We start from the raw sequence: 18,807 nt of genomic DNA, 5'->3' as shown, positions 1-18,807 counted from the left end.
TAGAATTCAAGGGGAAGTCCTCCTTTTGATGTTTGTATTTGGTTGTACAAATGCATCTTAACGGAGGGCTTTTTTTAATTCAAGGACCCCTCTACTGAATCCCACAGGAATCTCCCGTGGGAGAAGGCGCTAGGCAAGACCCCACAGGTCGTGAAACGACCGAGGAGGGTTGCCAGCTCCCCCACAGGAAAGCGAACCGTTTCCCAGCCTCCCTTCTCCTGATTCGGCGACGGACCCAAATTGTCTTGAAATCAAGTCTTCGACTTTACGGCTTATTGTTGAATAAGCTTAAGATAAACAAAAAAGGACGACCATGATGGTCATCCCTCTATTCTTCTTGATCCGTACTTTCTTCCAGTGGATAATGCTTCAGGAAGTATACCAGGGCCTGTAGTTCGATGGACAAGTCGATATGGTGGACACGGATATGATCCGGCACAGTAATTCGTGCTGGTGTAAAGTTAAGAATTCCGGATACGCCCGACTCCACCAGCCGATCGGTTATCCCCTGGGCAGCGGACGAAGGAACGGTAAGTATCGCAGCCGTGATATCCCCTTTTACCACGTCCTCCAGATCGTCAATATGTTTGACGGGTACCCCGCCGATCTCTGTGCCAATTTTATCAGCGTTGGTATCGAAAGCATACTCGATTTTAGTATTGTTGTTTTTCATAAAATTATAATGTAAGAATGCTGTGCCAAGATTACCGACCCCGATCAATGCTACTTTCGTAATTTCATCCTGGTCAAGTGTCTTTCGGAAAAACGAGAGCAAGTATTCTACATTATAGCCATATCCCTTTTTTCCAAGCGCTCCGAAATAAGAGAAATCACGTCGTATGGTTGCAGAATCTACCTTGACCGCTTCACTGAGCTCCTTGGAGGAAACCCGTTGTTTCCCCTGGCTATGCAGGTTATTGATGAACCGGTAATATAATGGCAGCCGCTTTGCTGTCGCTTGTGGTATTTTATGTTGCTCGATATCCATTTCATTCACTCCTTGCTTTCTCTCTGGAAGTCCCCGCTTTTCCCGCCTGTTTTCTCCATTAAATACGCAGGACCGATGACCATCCCTTTATCAACGGCTTTACACATATCGTAAACCGTCAGCGCCGTCGCTTGAGCGGCCGTTAGCGCTTCCATTTCAACGCCGGTGCTCCCTTTTGTTTTTACAGAAGCATCAATCATCAAATGATAGTCATCTTCCCCTTCTTGCTTCCATTCAAAGTTGATATCTACGCCTTTTAACTGCAAAGGATGACACATCGGAATCCAGTCGGGAGTTTTTTTAGCTGCCATGATGCCGGCAACCTGCGCGACAGACAGTACATCTCCTTTGGAGATTTCCTGATTTGTGATTTTTCGATATATTTCATGGTTGACCTGGACACTGGTAACAGCTGTTGCCGTCCTGACGGTGACATCCTTTTCAGAAATATCTACCATCCGTGCCCTTCCCTGTTCATTGAAGTGAGTGAACTCTGACAAAGTAAAGCCTCCTTTGAAGCAGAATCATACCTTTATGTGTACTTTACATTACTTGTATTTTATCAAAAATGCAAAAGATAGTCGTTAAGTTTTTCACAATCATCCATCATGCTTCTTGCCTGCTCACTTTGATGTGAGATACACTTGATTCATTGAGGTGAACAAACATGATTCTGATGCAAATGAATCAAATTGAAAAACGATTTGGTGCTGAACTCATTCTATCGAATATTAAAATAGAAGTACAAACGAATGACCGGATCGCAATTGTCGGGCGAAACGGGGCTGGTAAATCCACACTATTGAAGATTATGGCAGGCGAGCTGACCCATGATGGTGGCGAAGTGTTTCAACCGAAAGATGTCTCGATCGGCTATCTTGCCCAGAACACTGGACTGGAATCCGATCAAACCATCTGGGATGAAATGGAGAAGGTCTTCAGCCATCTGAAGAAGCTTGAGCAGGAGCTTCGTTCTATGGAAAGCCGTATGGCTGATCCAGACTTGATTGCTGATGATAAACAATACCAGCAGTTGCTGAAGGAATATGACAGTAAGCAGGAGACATTCAAGATGGAAGGCGGGTACCATTACGAAGCGGATATCAAAGCTGTATTGAACGGTTTGAATTTCCATGACTTCGACCTCGCTACACCGATCAATACATTGAGCGGCGGCCAAAAAACCCGGTTAGCGCTCGGTAAACTGCTGTTGTCGAAACCGGATGTCCTTATATTGGACGAGCCGACCAACCATCTCGACATCGATACGCTGAGCTGGCTGGAAACCTACCTCCAGGGTTACCAGGGCGCCGTTGTGATTGTCTCGCACGACCGCTACTTCCTGGATAAAATCGTGACGACTGTTTACGAAATCGCCTTTCAATCGTCCAAGAAATATCACGGCAACTATAGTGATTATTTAAAAAAGAAAGAAGCGGATTTCGAGCTGGAAATGAAGCAATATGAAAAACAGCAGGCTGAAATCAAACGAATGGAAGATTTTATTCAGAAGAATATCGTACGGGCTACGACCAGTAAGCGGGCGCAAAGCAGAAGGAAGCAATTGGAGAAGATGGAGCGCGTCGATAAACCGAAAGACGATAATCATTCAGCCAAGTTCTCCTTCCGTATTTCAAGACAAAGCGGGAATGATGTACTCCGTATCCGCGACCTTGCTTTCCGTTATCAGGCAAGCAGCGACAATGTATTCGAACAAGTTAATCTGAATGTCAATCGCGGGGACAGCATCGCGCTTGTGGGGCCGAACGGGGTCGGCAAAACGACACTACTTAAAACGATTATAGGCGACCTGAGTGCCCATCAAGGAACGATACAGATCGGTACGAATGTACAAGTAGGCTATTATGATCAGGAACAGACAAAACTGAATTCCACTAAGACCGTCCTGAACGAACTCTGGGATGAATATCCGATAGAAAATGAAAAAGATATCCGGACCATTCTTGGAAACTTTCTATTTACTGGTGAGGACGTATTGAAGCCTGTTTCTTCCTTAAGCGGCGGACAAAAAGCCCGTCTTGCCTTAGCTAAACTGATGATGCAGAAAGCGAATCTGCTAATTTTAGACGAGCCGACCAACCATCTCGATTTGGACAGTAAAGAAGTATTGGAAGCAGCGCTTGTCGACTTTCCAGGCACAATCCTGTTCGTTTCCCACGATCGTTATTTCATTAATAAGATCGCCACCCAGATCTTTGAAATGACACCTGAAGATTCCCGGATGTTCCTTGGGGATTATGATTATTATAAAGGGAAAAAGCAAGAAGAGTATGAGCTGGAACAGCTGGAAAGCCAGGATCGTCAGCAAGAAACACAGACCGTTCCAGATAATAAAACCACTTTCCATCAGGACAAAGCTGAAAAGCGTGAAGCACGGAAACGGCAGCGGCGCATTGAAGAAATCGAAACTGAAATCGCGGAAATTGAAGCTAGTATTGAAAGCAACGAGGAGCTTCTCTGCGATCCTGATATCTATCAGGATCATGAAAAGTCATTGGAATTGACGTCAGCCAATGATCAATTGAACAATCAGCTGGAACAATTGATGGAAGAATGGGAAGACCTTCATACGGAATGAATACTTGTAATAGCTTTGCTGATGATTAAAATCAGTAAGGCTATTTTTTTGTCCGCTTCTTCCTTTTTTCCTATTATTTTTTTAAAAATAGTTTTCTATTACTAATACCTCCTATGGTAAGCTAGAGGTATGTAATAGAACAGGAGTGTTGGTAATGATCAAGGTGCTTATTGTCGATGATGAGCCTATGATTCTGGAAGTCTTGGAAGCCTATATGCAGAAAGAGGGCTATGATGTTTATACAGCTGAAAATGGCCATGAAGCCCTGGAGCAGTTTCACCATGTCCACCCTCATTTTATAGTATTAGATTTGATGCTGCCGGACCTCAGTGGGGAACTTGTCTGCGAAAAGATCCGTGAAACGTCAGACGTGCCGATTATGATGGTTACTGCTAAAGGTCAGGAAAACGACCGTATAAATGGCATTGAAATCGGAGCGGACGACTATATCGTCAAACCTTTCAGTCCAAGGGAAGTCATCGTTCGTATGAAGGCTATTCTAAAAAGGACGGGGTCTCATTTAGTTGAGGATGCTTTATCTTTCAACAACGGTGAATTGACCATCTGCCCAGCCCAAAAACTTGTTTATATCCATAATGAACCGGTGACTTTGACACCGATTGAATTTCAATTGATTACGCAAATGGCCAACCGGCCAAGTTATGCCTTCACACGTGCAGAATTATTGAAGGCGATTCAGGATGCCGGCTACTTTGAAGGCTATGAACGAAATATAGATGTCCATATCAAAAACATTCGTAAAAAAATCGAAGAAGATACAAAACACCCGACATACATCCAAACGGTTTTTGGTACGGGATATCGATTTGGAGGGAAAGCAGATGTTCCGAACCCTGCGCGCTAGAACCTTAATTGCATTTATCGCTATATCTTTAATCGGTGTTGTTTTTATCAGCGGGGCCTTCAAATATGCTTTTGAGGACTGCTTCAGTGATTATCTGGATGACAAACGGGCAACAGAAGTGGACAGGGTTACCAGTTTTCTGGAAAAAGAATATGCCAAACAAGGGAAAATCACCGGTGACAGTGTCGATTCGATGCTCCCCTACCAGGCTATGACCGAAAGCTTATTCTATCGGGTCTATGACAGCAATGGCGAACTCGTCCTTGACTCTACTGATCTTGTACGCGAAATTTCCAGGTTGAAAGAGGAACAAGATAACACTCAAAATTATCAGGATATGGATTATACTCAGGAAACAAAGGAATTGACGTATGGTGGTGAAAAAATTGGCACTATCGAAGTCAATTACCATCGCGGTTATGAAAAAGGCGAATTCAAATTTAAAACAAGAATTAATAAATATATTGCTGTTTCGGCACTTGGGATATTCGGTCTTTCCTTCGGGCTGAGCTTTTTGTTCAGCAATCAATTGACCGCAGGATTACGACGGGTCAAGGATGCCGTCCAGGCTTTAAGCAACAATGATATGACCGTTCGTGTCACGAGAGGAAAACTGACCGAAGAAATCCAGCAAGTAGCCGATGCTTACAATGAACTGGCTGACCGGCTTAATAATCAACAAATATTAAGAAAGCAATTTACAGCAGACATTGCCCATGAACTTCGTACCCCGATCACTATTTTAAAAACACAAATCGAAGCCTTTCAGGATGGCATCTGGCAGCCGACACAGGAGCGACTGGCAAACACTCATAATGAGTTAATGCGATTGGTCAGAATGGTCAATGACTTGGAAAAACTACTGGAAGCGGAAAATCCCGATATTACCTTAAAATATGAAAAGTTGAATGCTAATCAAACACTAGGTTATATTAACGACCATTTTTACGTAGAAGCGAAACAAAAGCATCTGCATCTCGATTTGCAACTTCCGGAAAAGCCGATCTATTTCCAAGGCGATAAAGATAGATTCTGGCAAATTATGTTGAATCTAGTGTCCAATGCTATACGGTATACACCAGAAAATGGGACCATTTCTGTTAAAGCAAATGAAACGGAAGATAATGTTTTCATTACAGTTGAAGATGATGGTATCGGGATAGAGTCTGAAGACCTCCCCTATATATTTGACCGGTTCTACCGTGCGGAGAAATCACGCGCCCGTAAGACGGGAGGCGCAGGCATCGGCCTGGCGATCGTGAAGGCACTTGTTCACGCCCACCACGGCCAAATTAATGTACAAAGCACAGAAGGAAAAGGTACAAAAATGATCGTACAGCTTCCTAAAAAAACTTCCACTGAATAGGAGGATGATTGGATGTCGCAGCACAATGAAGTGACCTCCCTGCTTAATATTGAGTTCCCTATCATACAAGCAGGAATGGCAGGTGGTGTTACTACTCCGGAACTGGTCGCCGCCATATCTAATGCCGGCGGGTTAGGGACAATCGGAGCCGGCTATATGACGGCAGAAGATTTACAGACAGCCATCCAGGAGACGAAAAAACGGACGGATAAACCGTTCGGTGTCAATGTTTTTGTGCCGGAGGAAGTCCATGTGGCTAAAGCAGACATCAGCTTCGCCAACGAGTTGTTACGCTCTTTTCATGAAGAATTACAAATAGAACCGACCGAAGAAGTATCGTATTCCTCTTCTACTTTCCAAAAGCAACTGGACGTAATTGTGGAAGAAAATGTCCCGGTTTGCAGTTTTACTTTTGGCGTGCCCACAGAAAAAGTGATTAGTCGTTTGAAATCCCATCAGATTCGTTTAATAGGTACGGCTACTACGGTTAAAGAGGCAATCATTAATGAAGATGCCGGTATCGAACTTGTCGTCGCTCAAGGCAGTGAAGCCGGCGGCCACCGCGGAACATTCGCTGCTTCATTTGAGCAGGGAACGGTCGGCACCATGTCGCTTATTCAAAGGACGGCAGCTCGCGTATCTATCCCAGTCATTGCCGCTGGCGGTATTATGGACGCGCGTGGCTTTGTCGCTGCTACTAAGCTTGGCGCAAAGGGAGTGCAAATGGGTACAGCTTTTTTGACATCGCCAGAAAGTGGAGCAAAACCGCTTCATAAACAAGCAATTCTCGAAAGCAGCGGAGATGATACTGTGCTCACCCGCTCGTTCAGCGGAAAACCAGCACGAGGAATTGAAAATGCCTTCATACGTCAGATGCGACAGCACGAACAAGCGTTGCCGCCTTACCCTATCATGAACACGTTAACGAAAACACTTCGGAAAGCAGCAGCTGCACAAAACAAACCAGAATACTTGTCCCTCTGGGCAGGCCAGAATGCCTCCCTTAGCCGCGAGCTGCCTGCGGGTCAATTAATACAACAAATGGTTGAGGATATAGAAGACCTATCCTAAGATTTTCAAAAAGAAAAAGCACAAAGGCTTTGTCACTGACAAATCCTTTGTGCTTTTATTTATCATTCGATATAAATATTATTTACGTATTTAAATCTTTTTTACAGAAGTACCAATCGACACAATCATAGTTGGAATCTTCCAGTCTTGCTTTTGCATCTTCCGTAGTCTTCGGCGGTGATGCAATCACTTTATCACCTTTTTGCCAATCGGCAGGTGTCGCTACTCCATGCTCGTCTGTCGTCTTCAATGCTTCTACAAGACGGACAATCTCGCTCATATTACGACCGGTCGTCAACGGATAATAGATGACCGAACGCACGACTCCTTCTCCATCAATCACAAAAACCGCACGGGACGTCTCTGTACCATTACTTTCCGGCATAATCATCCCAAACCTAGTTGCTACTTTTTTATCCAAATCAGCAATTACAGGAAACTCGATAGTAGTTTGGAAGTTTTCTTCAATATTGCGAATCCAGGCGATATGGGAAGTGACGCTATCGACACTCAGTCCAATCAATTCCGTATCGAGCTCACGCAACTGATTATAAATCCCCTGAAAAGCGACAAATTCTGTCGTACAAACTGGTGTAAAATCTGCAGGATGGGAAAAAAGAACAAACCATTTACCTTCAAAGTCACTAAGTGAAATTTCTCCGTGTGTAGTCTGAGCAGTGAAATCAGGCGCTTTCTCTCCGATACGAGGCAAACTGTAGGTTTGTTGTTGTTCTTCATTTGTGTGTTCCATTTTTATAAATCCCTCCTTAAATAGTTCCAATATACATATACCGCTAACCGTACATCATTAAACTTCTATCCATAAAAACAAATCATTTTTGACTACTTCATGGCTAACTTATAAAGAAGATATGAAGACCATTTTTTTCGTGATATTTGTCACAGTTGATCATTCACCTCTCTATCTACAATAAAACTAACGACAAGGATGAGAGGTGAAATCAATGCTTAGTAACATGCTCGGCAGTAAAAACATGACGGAAAAAGATTGGAACAACTTGCTCGATACTGCACTACCTGATGTTGAAAAAGAAATGGATGCATCTCCCTTTGATACAAAACTAAGCTTCAATATGGCTGATGATGCCAGAAAAGTGATCAATGGAAACTTGAATATCAAAGAGTTCCATAAAAAATATCACTCGAAACTCCTGAAAGAGTTCGGTGAGGAAGTCGGTCAGGACTTTGCATCTGGCGCAGATGAACCAGCCCAGGAAACAGATGGGGTCAAATGGGGGATGGTCATTGATTTAAGGAAATGTGTCGGCTGTGATACCTGTACCGTTTCGTGCAAAGCAGAAAACCGTACCCCGCCAGGAATCTCCTATAATGTTGTCCTTGAACAAGAGATCGGCGATTTTCCAAATGTCGCTAAGGTCAATCTTCCAAGGCCATGTATGCAATGTGAAAAACCATCCTGTGTGCAGGTTTGTCCGACCCGGGCGACCTATAAACTCAAGAATGGAATTGTAACCATTGATAATGACCGCTGTATCGGCTGCCGCTATTGTATTGTTGCCTGTCCATACGGAGCAAGATCCTTTGATTTCGGTGAAAGCTATGAAGATGAAATGCCAGGCTATAACGATGTTACAAGTCCGGAATATGGAATTGAACGCGGAGAAAGAAAGAAAGGCAAAACGCCGATTGGCACGGTAAGGAAATGCAATTTCTGTCTGCATCGCCTGGAACGTGGGGAAGAACCAGCTTGTGTAGAGACATGTATCGGAGACGCCAGGTTCTTTGGAGATTTGAATGATCCTAATAGTACCGTATCTAAACTTTCAAAAAGCCCACGGGCCTTCCGCTTAAAAAGTGATTTAGGCAACGCCCCGAACGTCATTTATTTAAAATAGGAGGTGGCGCACATGGCAACCACTGCAGTAGCTGCACCAAGTGCCAGAGTAAAAGCAAAACAAAGCAAACGTTTTAAAATATGGATCGGATTTCTATTTCTATTATTAATCGCTGGTGGGTATTTCATCGTTGAACGTCTTGTCCAGGGTCTTCCGGTCACCAACTTATCTTCCATCACCCCCTGGGGCGCCTGGATTGCATTTTATATCTTCTTTGTTGGATTAAGTGCTGGTTCCTTCCTTCTGTCTACCTTGATTTATGTATTCGGCATGATGGAATACGAGCGGATCGGAAGGATGGCTCTTTTTACTGCGATTGTTTGTATGATTGTCGCTTTAACCTTCGTTTTGATGGATCTGGGGCGGCCGGAGCGGATGCTGAATGCCATCATCTATTGGAATGTTACAAGCCCGTTAGCATGGGAGGTCCATTTCTATCTTGTCTATATCGCTTTATTGACAACGGAATTATATATCGCCATGCGTGAAGATCTTGTCCGATTGGCTGGGACAGCATCGTTGAAAGGAAAAGTGGCAAAATGGCTCACTTTCAAAAATAGTACCATAAATGAAAGTACCAAAAAACGTGACCATAAATGGATGAAAATCCTTGGAACTATCGGAATTCCACTGGCAATCCTGGGGGTTCATGGCGGTACCGGAACCATTTTCGCTGTCGTGCAGGCAAGGCCATCCTGGAATACAGGCCTCTTCCCTGTCATTTTCGTGGTATCTGCGATGGTTTCCGGGACTGCTCTGTTACTTGCCATGTATATCATCAAGAAAAAAGCCACGAAACAAAAAATCGACCATGGCATGGTTGTTTCACTCGCTAAAATGATGATCGGCTTTCTATTCATTGACCTTGGTCTTCAATTCTATGAATACCTTGTCGGTGTCTATGGATTGGAGCACCATCACCTGGAAGGACTCGGCACCATGATGGGCAGCGCTTATAGCTGGTCGTTCTGGGGAGTGCAGATGTTCCTCGGGGCAGCGATACCGATCTTCCTTGTTTTCAATAAAAAGACCGGCACCAATGTCAATGCATTGTTGACGGCGGCTATTTTGATCGTAATCGGTATCATAGGAGTTCGCTTCAACATTGTCGTACCTGCTCAAATCGTTCCCTTGTTTGAAGGGTTACCAGCCGGCGACTACTTCCCGACCTTTAACGAATGGATGGTAAGCGTCGGAATTGCGGCAATGGGATTATTGATTTATACATTCGGAGAACAACTCTTGCCGATTGAAGAAATTCAATCATCGGAGAAAACGGAGGGCTGAACATGGAAAACAAACCGATGAAACGAAGAAGTTTCTTAAAAGCATTAGGCGCCTTTGGAGCGGTTGCCGTTGTCGGTCCTGCATTTATCGGGCCTGTAAAGCAGGTTGCCAGCGGAGTCTGGAGCGATGAAGGCCATGGTTATGGAACGGACTACCAGGATTATGGTGCAGAGGATGTCATTTTTACGACCTGTGAACAATGCAACAGCTTTTGTACGATTAAAGCTTATGTGACCAGTGGTAATAAGAATGGCCCATATACATCGATTATCAGGAAAATCGCAGGCAACCAATATAGCCCCATCAATATGGTACCGTATGGAGCCATCGCTTATGGGACTTCTGTCGACGACGCGGTACGAGGCACTGGCGATGTTAAACGGCTTGGCAGAGGATTCCGCGGCGGCCGCACCTGCTTGAAAGGGCAAGCGGGAATCCAGACCGCTTATGATGCATATCGTGTCAAAAAGCCTTTAAAGCGTGTCGGACCACGGGGCAGTGGCAAGTGGAAAACCATCACCTGGGACCAGGCTTACGAAGAAATCATCAACGGCAGCAAAGACCTGCAAACACCAGGTTTGAAAGAACTGTCTGCATTTGTACCCGAAGAAGAAGTGATGACCGACTGGGAAAAAGTAAAACAAAACAAAATGGAATTTGACGCATTTGATGAAAAATATCGCGACGTTTTGATCGACACCAGCCACCCCGATTTTGGACCGAAAGCTAATCAAGTAACGTTCATGGTCGGTGACCGGAGAGACTTTATGGAGCGGTTCATCCAGCAAAGTCTCGGCAGTAAAAACTATTACCATCACGGCGGTGTCTGTGGTATCAGCTCTGTTACAGGAAATGTACGCTCCTACTCTGCAAGTGAAAAGAAGAAAAAACGCCAGTACGCCGACGTTGAAAATACCTTGTTCCTCTTAGTTTGGGGTACCAATCCGATGGTGGCTAATAAGGGACCTACCTGGCTGGCACCTAAGATAACCAATGCCATTGAAAATGGAATGAAAATGGCCGTCGTCGATCCAAGACTCAGCAAAACAGCAGAAAAAGCTGACATGTGGCTGCCGGTCAAACCGGGTACAGATGGTGCTCTTGCGCTAGGTATCGGCCGCTGGATTATCGAAAACAAACAGTACGATGAAACCTATTTGACCAATCCTAATAAAAAAGCAGCAGAAATGGATGATGAACCAACTTGGAGTGACGCTACCCACCTTGTAAACCTAAGCGATCCTAAACGACCTAAACTACGGGCAAGCGATCTTGGAATCGGATCTGAAAATCAATTCGTCGTCATCGAAAATGGCAAGCCTGTCCCCCATGACCAGGCATCCGATGGTCAGTTGGAAGTGGATACGAAAATCAAAGGCTTAAAGTTAAAATCAAGTTTCCAGCTTTATAAAGACAGAGTCATGGAAAAAACACTTGATGAATATGCCGAGATCACTACGATCGATAAACAGCAAATCATAAAGTTAGCTAAGACATTCACTTCTTACGGAAAACGTGCAGCTATCATGGCTTACAGAGGACCGGCCATGCATGTGAACGGCTACTATAATCAACGGGCGATTTCGATGCTGAATCATTTGATCGGCAGTTATGACTGGAAAGGTGGAAACATAACTACCGGTGCTTCGTATCAGGAATTCACCGGACGATATGATTTAATGACCGTGCCAAATGGAAAAAAAGCATGGGGAATTCCAACCGGACGTTACCAATTAAAATACGAGAACTCCACCTTATTCGAGAAAGATGGCTACCCTGCGAAACGGCCTTGGTTCCCGCTGAGCGGTCAGACAGTAGCTGAAGTGCTGCCGAGCGCATTAGAGGGTTATCCATATCCGATCAAAGCACTATTTACACACCGGATGTCTCCTGTCCTTTCTTCACCGAATGGGCAGGTACAGGAACAGGCATTGAAGGATCAGAAGGTTCTTCCATTGTATGTTGCTTCTGATGTCCAAATAGGAGATTCATCCAAGTATGCAGACTTCATTTTACCGGACACTACTTATTTGGAACGCTGGGGCAGAGAATCCATCTATCCGAATATCACCACCAAATTCACTGGAGTTTACCAGCCAGTCACCCGGGTATTCCCTGATGTCCGCTCCTTTGAAAATAGTGTCATTGAGTTAGGAAAACGTATGAACCTTCCAGGGTTTGGTGACAAAGCATTTCCGGATGGAAGCTCCCTCCACCGCGAAGAGGATTTTTACATCAAGCGAGTTGCTAACATCGCTTATGATGAAACACCAGTCCCTAATGCTTCTCAGCGCGAGTTAAACATTTTTGAAAGTGCGCGGAAAAAAGCGCTGGGAAAATACTTTGAGCCAGTGAAATGGAAACAAGCCGTCAAACCGGAAGAGTGGGCCAAAGTGGTTTATGTATTGAATCGTGGCGGGCGGTTTGAAGAAGCAGGCAGTGAGTATAATGGCAACCATATCAAATATCAATATGGTGGGCAGGCCGACTTTTACGATGAAGGAGTGGCAGCCCATAAAAACACATTCAATGGCGAACACTTTGAAGGTATGCCTTATTATCAGGAGCTGAAAACATTCGATCAAAAGCCATTAGAACAAACGAAACCATTGCAGTTCATCAACTGGAAATCAAGGAACTTCGGAACCTATCGTAACGTCAGCAGTGCATGGCTGAGAGAAGTCCGCTCAGATAACTACATTTGGATTAATCCGGTGGATGCCAGAAAACGCGGCTTGAAAACCGGAGATGCAGTCACCATCGATAATGGCAGCATACAACTGACAGGCACAGTTTCCGTGACCGGAGGCATCGCACCAGGAGTAGTCGGCTCTGCCTATAACATGGGTCAGACGGGTTATGGGGTAAACAGACAGTACATTGATGGGGAAAAGACTAAAGAACTCCCGAGCTACAACCACACCCCTTTTGAATTCAACAAGCCGATGCATGAAGAGGCAGGTTTCCCGGGGTCACGTGGAGATGGCTTTATCGTCAACAAATTGACATATGTAGATAAGAGCATGAAGCATGGTGTCATGTATGATGAAATTGGAGGCTCACCAGGCCAATTAGATATGTTTGTAGATATCAAGAAAGCTTAAAGGAGGATATTGGCATGCTTACTGTCGAAGAACGTAACGGTCAATTAGTGTTGACGCAGCTGTTCACCCACATTTGGTTCGGCGACTGGGATAAATATGAGACCATCTTGAAGCAATTCCCTGATGAAATAAAAGACTCGTTTCCTTTTCATCAATACTATAACCGGGAGGACGTGGAACTCTGGTATGAAAACTACTTTTCTATACCGGGGGTCTACTTCATCCCCCCTTATGTTTCAAGCTATACCGAAAAGACAGAGGAAGCCATGGACCGTTCCCGGCAGGACCTGCTTTGTTTGATTGGCACGTTCGAGAATATGGGCTTTTACTATCCAATTGAAAAAGGAGAATTTCCGGACCATATTGGAAGCCTGACCGCCTTTCTTTCAGCTGCCTCGGCAGAAGAAGTAAAAGCGGATCAAGATGGAAATATGGAACTTGCTCAAGAATTGCATCAAGCACAGGTAGATATGTATCAATCCCATATGAAGCAAGGGTTGAAGAAAATTGCTAAACATAGCAAAAGAAAGCTCGAAGACCCGTTTTTCGCAAGTTTCATCCCTTACTATCTGGAAACAATGAAGGATTTATACGATTTACAAAAATGATATAGGAGTTGGTACTTATGTTATCAAATATCGGCATTCCGGGATTAATTTTAGTATTAGTGATTGCACTCATCATCTTTGGCCCATCTAAATTACCTGAAATCGGCAAAGCTTTCGGCAGCACGTTAAAAGAATTCAAAAAGGCGACCAATGAATTAGTGAACGATGACAACAGTTCCAATGCGGAACAAAAGAAAGATCAATAGCACAAAAGAAACGACTGCAAAAAAGCGGTCGTTTCTTTTATACATCTCAACCAGATTACCAACTCACATCATCCACATAGTTATTCACATATAAATAGCTATTTTAATACTTTTGCACAAGTTTATTCACATTATCCACAAAACACCGCTTAATTATCCACAAAATACACAGATATAATCAACACTTCTATCTCAATGCATAACCAATGATTATCCACAGTATATTTATGCAACTGTGTGTAACTTGTTAGATTTCCACAAATAGTTATACACACAACCCATATTATCGATTAGAAAAACCTGGCTTGTCTCCAAGTACCTATGGGGAAAAAGAAATAAAAAAACTCCCCTCATAGCGAGGGAAGTACTACTTACAATTATTTGACCGATCTTTTCGCATAACGTTCCAGGCTCAACGACGGGTCAGCATTCAAATCCCACCCGGCACGATGGCCTTGTTGATAAGCGACTGCTCCTGCCGCAGCAATCATAGCTGCATTATCTGTACACAGTCTTAACGGAGGAATCAATAATTCGATATCTTCCCCGTCAAATTTGCTTTTCAGTGCTTTTCTAAGCCCCTGGTTGGCCGCTACCCCACCAGCCACAATCACTTGTTTCACCTGATGTTCCTTGGCAGCCTGGTAAGTTTTTGTGGATAACACGTCCACCACACTCGCCTGGAAGCTTGCGGCTACATTTTTTTCTTCTAATGTTTCACCTTTTTGCTTGGCATTGTGCAGCTTGTTGATAACTGCTGATTTCAGTCCACTGAAACTGAAATCATAGGAACCGTCTTCAAGCCAGGCGCGAGGAAAATCGATGGTTTCCTCTCCCTCCTGTGCAAGACGGTCGATATGAGGGCCTCCTGGATAAGGAAGCTTCAGCGTTCTGGCCACTTTATCATAGGCCTCGCCAGCAGCGTCATCCCTTGTTTCCCCGATGACTTCAAACGACCCATGATCTTTCATCAAGATCAATTCCGTATGTCCCCCAGAAACGACTAAGGACAGTAATGGAAATTCGAATTCCTTCTCTAATCGGTTAGCATAGATATGCCCGGCAATATGATGGACACCAATCAATGGCTTATCCTTGGCAAACGCCAGTGATTTAGCGGTATTCACACCGACAAGCAAGGCACCGACAAGTCCCGGTCCTTCTGTTACAGCAATGGCATCCATGTCATCCAGCTGCATTCCTGCCTGGGACAGTGTTTCTTCAAGGGTAATGGTAATCTGCTCAATATGGTGGCGGGAAGCTATTTCAGGAACTACTCCACCGAAACGTTTATGGCTTTCGATTTGAGAAGCGACAACGTTCGCTACCAATTCCCGGCCGTTCTTCACAATTGCTGCAGCTGTTTCATCACAACTTGTTTCAATTGCCAGTATATAATTATCTTTGATCATGAAAATTCACCCACATCACTAATGCGTCCTCTCCGTTATCCGTGTAATAATGCTTCCGGATTCCACCAGGAACCAAGCCGAATTTACGGTACATATGCTGAGCTCCCGTATTTGAAACACGTACTTCGAGTGAGAGCATGATCGCTCCACTCTTGACAGCTTGTTCGATGACATGACCGAACAATAAAGCACCATAGCCTTTCCCACGATGACTCGGTAAAATGGCAATGTTGGTTATATGCGCTTCATCAATGATCATCCATAACCCGCAATAGCCGAATATCCCGTTATCATCTTCAATCACATAGTATTCCGCATATTCATTCTGCTCGATTTCTCCGACGAATGCTTCCCGTTTCCAGGGGATAGCGAAGGAAGCTTCCTCTATCTGTAACACCTGGTCGATATCGTCTGCAATCATTTCCCTGATTGATACGCTTTCCATTTCACTTCTTCCCCTGTTGTTCCAGCCATTTCGCTTCTGCTTCTACCAGTCTCAAATAGTTAGGGACCAGGGCGTGCAGCGGCCCAGCCTCTTTCTCCTGCCCTGCTAATGCCAGAGCACTTGGACGAGGCACATGCAAGGGCTTAGGAGGTATTACCGCCTTATCGTCCATCATCTCTACTATGACGTCCTCATGGCTCTCAATATCCGGGCTTAAAAATAGCACAGGCTTATCGCTTGCTTTGAGTTCTTCCAGCCAATCTGTCATCAGCAGATTCGTTTCTGCTTTTACCAGCTGCATCTCTTGATTATACAGACCTGTGTACACTAAACCTCTTCTCGCATCGAAGAATGGACAGATGTAACCATCGAAAAACATTCCTTGATAAGCTAATACCTCTAAGCTTGATACACCGACTACAGGGATGTTCAACGCCCACCCCATTGATTTGGCTGTAGTAAGGCCGATTCGGACACCTGTATAGGATCCAGGTCCTTTAGCTACGATAATTTTGCTTAAATCTGACGGAGTAATGGCTGTCTCCTTCATTAATTGGTCGACAGCGGGCATTAAACGGACCGAATGATTCTTTTTAATATTCGTTATCAATTCTCCGGCCACTTCTCCGTCTTTCATAACAGAAACCCCTAGTATCTGATTAGATGTATCTATTGCTAATACGTTCATAAAAAAAGCTCCTCGCATAACTTTTCCAGATAAGGATCTTCTGTCTTTCCTTCAATGAAGCGACCGCTCTCATCGAGATATGTGATAGTGAGATCCAGCCTTCTTTCAGGCAAGTATTCCTGAATGAACTGTGCCCATTCCACTACCGTGACCCCATCTCCCTGAAAATATTCTTCGAAACCAATATCCTCTTCGCTATCCTCCAAACGATAAGCATCGATATGATAAAGGGGAATCCGTCCTTCATATTCTTTTACTATGGTGAACGTCGGGCTGTTGATCGTCCGTTTCACTCCAAGCCCTTGTCCCAGCCCTTTTGAAAATGTCGTTTTACCAGCGCCTAAATCCCCTTCCAGGGTCAATACATCGCCAGCCTGTAACCGCTCTCCAAGCTTCCTGGCCAGCTCCATTGTCTGTTGCGCGGAAGTTGACGTGATTTTAAAAGATTTCACCCTTATCACCTATCCTGTCGTAAATGTATATAGCCTGATTTCGTCAACAGTGACTTTTTGTTTTCTTCATATAGGTAAACAAATGGTTCTGTATCATTTGTTTCTAATACCGTACCTATTTTCGTTACGCGTGTGGCAGAGGCTTCAGCAGCCTGTTGAACGGCCGTCCAATCTTTTTCCGGGACAGCTCCGAGCAGCTCAAAGTCTTCTCCTCCTGATAACACCCAAGGTTTACAAATCGCTTTGTCCAGCTTGCCCAAATATTCGGTTTTAGGCAAGTCCTCATAATTGATATGTAAATCGACATCGGAAGCTGCAGCTATCTCATTTGCCTCACTTGCGATTCCATCACTGACATCATTCAGGGCAACACGCTCGAGCGACTGTAGCTGAAGAGCAAACGCTACCCGTGGATCCGGCTGTCTGTGACGACCAATAAAATAAGAAGCTGCTTCCTCGTCGAAATGATACTTGCCTAATAAATACTCCAATCCAGCCTGTGCATCTCCCAAAGTGCCCGTCACAAATAATACATCCCCCGGCTTGGCCGAACTACGATACCTGCTTTTATCAGGGGGTACCAGCCCAAACACCGTAACAGATACGACCAGCTCTTTTCCTGACACCGTATCGCCACCAATCAGATCCATCCGATATTCCTTAGCAAGCTGTTTCATGCCCGAATAAACCTCATCAATTTCAGCAGCAGACCAATCATCGGGAATAACGATAGATACCATAAAAAAGGCAGGGACGGCCCCCATAGCAGCTAAGTCACTGATATTGACCGCGAGAGCACGATAACCTACATGGAAAGGGTCCATGGTCTCCCTGGAAAAATGCACACCTTCTACCATGGTGTCTACTGCTGTGATGATGTCCTGGTTATTTGCTCGAAACACTGCTGCATCATCACCAATGCCTTTCAACACAGTTGGCTGGTAATAAACATCCTGCTTGATGGAATCGATGAAAGAAAATTCATCCATAGATGGCGAGCCTCCTACGTTCCTAAAAAGATAAGTTCATTATATCAATAACTTGCCCAAAGTAAAAAAAATGCATAACAATCACAAATGCAGAAGTCCCCGACTAGTGTAGCTCATTTCGTATATATAGGCTTTATTAAATGAAGACACAACAAAAGCCTTAGGATTTACCTAAGGCTTATTATATCGAATGTATAATGGCGGTCCGGACGGGACTCGAACCCGCGACCTCCTGCGTGACAGGCAGGCATTCTAACCAACTGAACTACCGGACCATTTTATCAGAACAATTATGTAAGTGAAAATTAATTGGTTGCACTTCACAGTACACGATTTTCAACTAGCTAAGATGATTGATCGACGATGAAAGTGAAAATTAATTGGTTGCGGGGGCAAGATTTGAACTTGCGACCTTCGGGTTATGAGCCCGACGAGCTACCAGACTGCTCCACCCCGCGGTAATGTAAATGCTTTGAGCACTTACGATAAGTATAAAATTGATAGCCTAGCGGCGTCCTACTCTCACGGGGATAAACCCGACTACCATCGGCGCTGGAGAGCTTAACTGCTGTGTTCGGCATGGGAACAGGTGTGACCTCTCCGCCATCGCCACTAGACCTTTTATATTAGCGACAAGATTAATTATATTAACTTTCCGCTAAAAATGCAAGAGTTTTTTTGTAAACCCTCAAAACTAGATAAGCAACATTCAACGATCCAACCTCTTCACGAATTATATTAGTTAAGTCCTCGATCGATTAGTATCCGTCAGCTCCACGTGTCACCACGCTTCCACCTCGGACCTATCTACCTCATCGTCTCTGAGGGATCTTACTCACTCGAAGTGATG

17 protein-coding genes, 2 tRNA genes and 2 rRNA genes are annotated in these 18,807 nt (G+C 44.4%); 9 read left to right on the top strand and 12 right to left on the bottom strand.

The annotated features are described in order from the left end of the window. Positions 1-328 precede the first annotated feature (328 nt). Positions 329-988, bottom strand: a complete 660-nt coding sequence (locus tag ACGTN9_RS20765) for a redox-sensing transcriptional repressor Rex (RefSeq protein ID WP_499596426.1) — start codon at positions 986-988, stop codon at positions 329-331. 5 nt (positions 989-993) lie between these two features. After that, positions 994-1,488 carry a cyclic pyranopterin monophosphate synthase MoaC gene (gene moaC, locus ACGTN9_RS20760; protein WP_499596425.1) on the bottom strand — a complete coding sequence of 165 codons (495 nt, stop codon included), beginning with the start codon at positions 1,486-1,488 and terminating at the stop codon, positions 994-996. A gap of 167 nt (positions 1,489-1,655) precedes the next feature. On the opposite strand from moaC, the gene abc-f reads away from it, so the two are divergent. The 4 genes from abc-f to ACGTN9_RS20740 all read left to right on the top strand — a co-directional run bounded on the left by abc-f (position 1,656) and on the right by ACGTN9_RS20740 (position 6,889). Continuing rightward, positions 1,656-3,587 (top strand): ribosomal protection-like ABC-F family protein, encoded by a 1,932-nt coding sequence (abc-f, locus tag ACGTN9_RS20755; RefSeq protein ID WP_499596424.1) that lies wholly within the window; start codon positions 1,656-1,658, stop codon positions 3,585-3,587. Between the two features lie 154 nt (positions 3,588-3,741). After that, a complete protein-coding gene (locus tag ACGTN9_RS20750) occupies positions 3,742-4,452 on the top strand; it encodes a response regulator (protein ID WP_499596422.1) in 711 nt (236 codons plus the stop codon). Further along, complete coding sequence (locus tag ACGTN9_RS20745) at positions 4,430-5,818, top strand: sensor histidine kinase (protein WP_499596420.1); 1,389 nt, start codon at positions 4,430-4,432, stop codon at positions 5,816-5,818. The genes ACGTN9_RS20750 and ACGTN9_RS20745 overlap by 23 nt, the downstream gene beginning before the upstream one ends. A 12-nt stretch (positions 5,819-5,830) precedes the next feature. Continuing rightward, positions 5,831-6,889 carry an NAD(P)H-dependent flavin oxidoreductase gene (locus ACGTN9_RS20740; protein ID WP_499596418.1) on the top strand — a complete coding sequence of 353 codons (1,059 nt, stop codon included), beginning with the start codon at positions 5,831-5,833 and terminating at the stop codon, positions 6,887-6,889. An 82-nt stretch (positions 6,890-6,971) separates the two neighbouring features. Here ACGTN9_RS20740 and ACGTN9_RS20735 read toward each other — a convergent pair whose 3' ends face one another. Further along, positions 6,972-7,640 (bottom strand): peroxiredoxin, encoded by a 669-nt coding sequence (locus tag ACGTN9_RS20735; RefSeq protein ID WP_499596417.1) that lies wholly within the window; start codon positions 7,638-7,640, stop codon positions 6,972-6,974. 214 nt (positions 7,641-7,854) lie between these two features. Here ACGTN9_RS20735 and ACGTN9_RS20730 point away from each other — a divergent pair, with 214 nt between their 5' ends. Genes ACGTN9_RS20730 through ACGTN9_RS20710 form a run of 5 tightly spaced genes read left to right on the top strand, consistent with a single transcriptional unit; the run spans position 7,855 to position 13,971 of the window. Next, a complete protein-coding gene (locus ACGTN9_RS20730; RefSeq protein WP_499596416.1) occupies positions 7,855-8,766 on the top strand; it encodes a 4Fe-4S dicluster domain-containing protein in 912 nt (303 codons plus the stop codon). Between the two features lie 12 nt (positions 8,767-8,778). After that, positions 8,779-10,053 (top strand): NrfD/PsrC family molybdoenzyme membrane anchor subunit, encoded by a 1,275-nt coding sequence (nrfD, locus tag ACGTN9_RS20725; RefSeq protein WP_499596414.1) that lies wholly within the window; start codon positions 8,779-8,781, stop codon positions 10,051-10,053. 2 nt (positions 10,054-10,055) lie between these two features. After that, on the top strand, positions 10,056-13,157 hold the full coding sequence (locus ACGTN9_RS20720) for a molybdopterin-dependent oxidoreductase (protein WP_499596412.1): 3,102 nt from the start codon (positions 10,056-10,058) through the stop codon (positions 13,155-13,157). 14 nt (positions 13,158-13,171) lie between these two features. Then, complete coding sequence (locus tag ACGTN9_RS20715; protein ID WP_499596411.1) at positions 13,172-13,765, top strand: molecular chaperone TorD family protein; 594 nt, start codon at positions 13,172-13,174, stop codon at positions 13,763-13,765. A gap of 17 nt (positions 13,766-13,782) precedes the next feature. After that, positions 13,783-13,971: a twin-arginine translocase TatA/TatE family subunit gene (locus ACGTN9_RS20710; protein WP_499596409.1), complete on the top strand. Its 189-nt coding sequence runs from the start codon at positions 13,783-13,785 to the stop codon at positions 13,969-13,971. A 377-nt stretch (positions 13,972-14,348) separates the two neighbouring features. Here the strand turns inward: ACGTN9_RS20710 and tsaD are convergent, their stop codons facing one another. The 9 genes from tsaD to ACGTN9_RS20665 form a co-directional block, all read right to left on the bottom strand. After that, entirely contained in the window at positions 14,349-15,383 is a 1,035-nt protein-coding gene (tsaD, locus tag ACGTN9_RS20705; protein ID WP_499596407.1) for a tRNA (adenosine(37)-N6)-threonylcarbamoyltransferase complex transferase subunit TsaD, read from the bottom strand. Then, a complete protein-coding gene (rimI, locus tag ACGTN9_RS20700; protein WP_499596405.1) occupies positions 15,370-15,828 on the bottom strand; it encodes a ribosomal protein S18-alanine N-acetyltransferase in 459 nt (152 codons plus the stop codon). Before rimI ends, tsaD begins: the two co-directional genes overlap by 14 nt. Position 15,829: 1 nt before the next feature. Then, positions 15,830-16,516, bottom strand: coding sequence for a tRNA (adenosine(37)-N6)-threonylcarbamoyltransferase complex dimerization subunit type 1 TsaB (tsaB, locus tag ACGTN9_RS20695; RefSeq protein ID WP_499596404.1), 687 nt, complete (start codon positions 16,514-16,516; stop codon positions 15,830-15,832). Continuing rightward, the gene (gene tsaE / locus ACGTN9_RS20690) at positions 16,513-16,968 is read right to left on the bottom strand and encodes a tRNA (adenosine(37)-N6)-threonylcarbamoyltransferase complex ATPase subunit type 1 TsaE (protein ID WP_499596403.1); all 456 of its coding nucleotides are present in this window, start codon (positions 16,966-16,968) and stop codon (positions 16,513-16,515) included. The genes tsaB and tsaE overlap by 4 nt, the downstream gene beginning before the upstream one ends. Positions 16,969-16,973: 5 nt before the next feature. Then, positions 16,974-17,957: a thiamine-phosphate kinase gene (gene thiL, locus ACGTN9_RS20685; protein ID WP_499596401.1), complete on the bottom strand. Its 984-nt coding sequence runs from the start codon at positions 17,955-17,957 to the stop codon at positions 16,974-16,976. 198 nt (positions 17,958-18,155) lie between these two features. Next, a tRNA-Asp gene (locus ACGTN9_RS20680) sits at positions 18,156-18,232 on the bottom strand. Positions 18,233-18,338: 106 nt separating this feature from the next. Continuing rightward, positions 18,339-18,415: transfer RNA gene (locus ACGTN9_RS20675), tRNA-Met, on the bottom strand. A gap of 45 nt (positions 18,416-18,460) precedes the next feature. Further along, positions 18,461-18,574, bottom strand: a 5S ribosomal RNA gene (gene rrf, locus ACGTN9_RS20670). 121 nt (positions 18,575-18,695) lie between these two features. Beyond that, a 23S ribosomal RNA gene (locus ACGTN9_RS20665) occupies positions 18,696-18,807 on the bottom strand; the annotation flags it as partial.

Source organism: Halobacillus sp. B23F22_5 (assembly GCF_043497085.1).
Lineage (GTDB): Bacteria > Bacillota > Bacilli > Bacillales > Halobacillaceae > Thalassobacillus.
The sequence above is the reverse complement of the archived record's forward strand: the minus strand, read 5'-3'. Positions and strand labels throughout refer to the sequence as shown.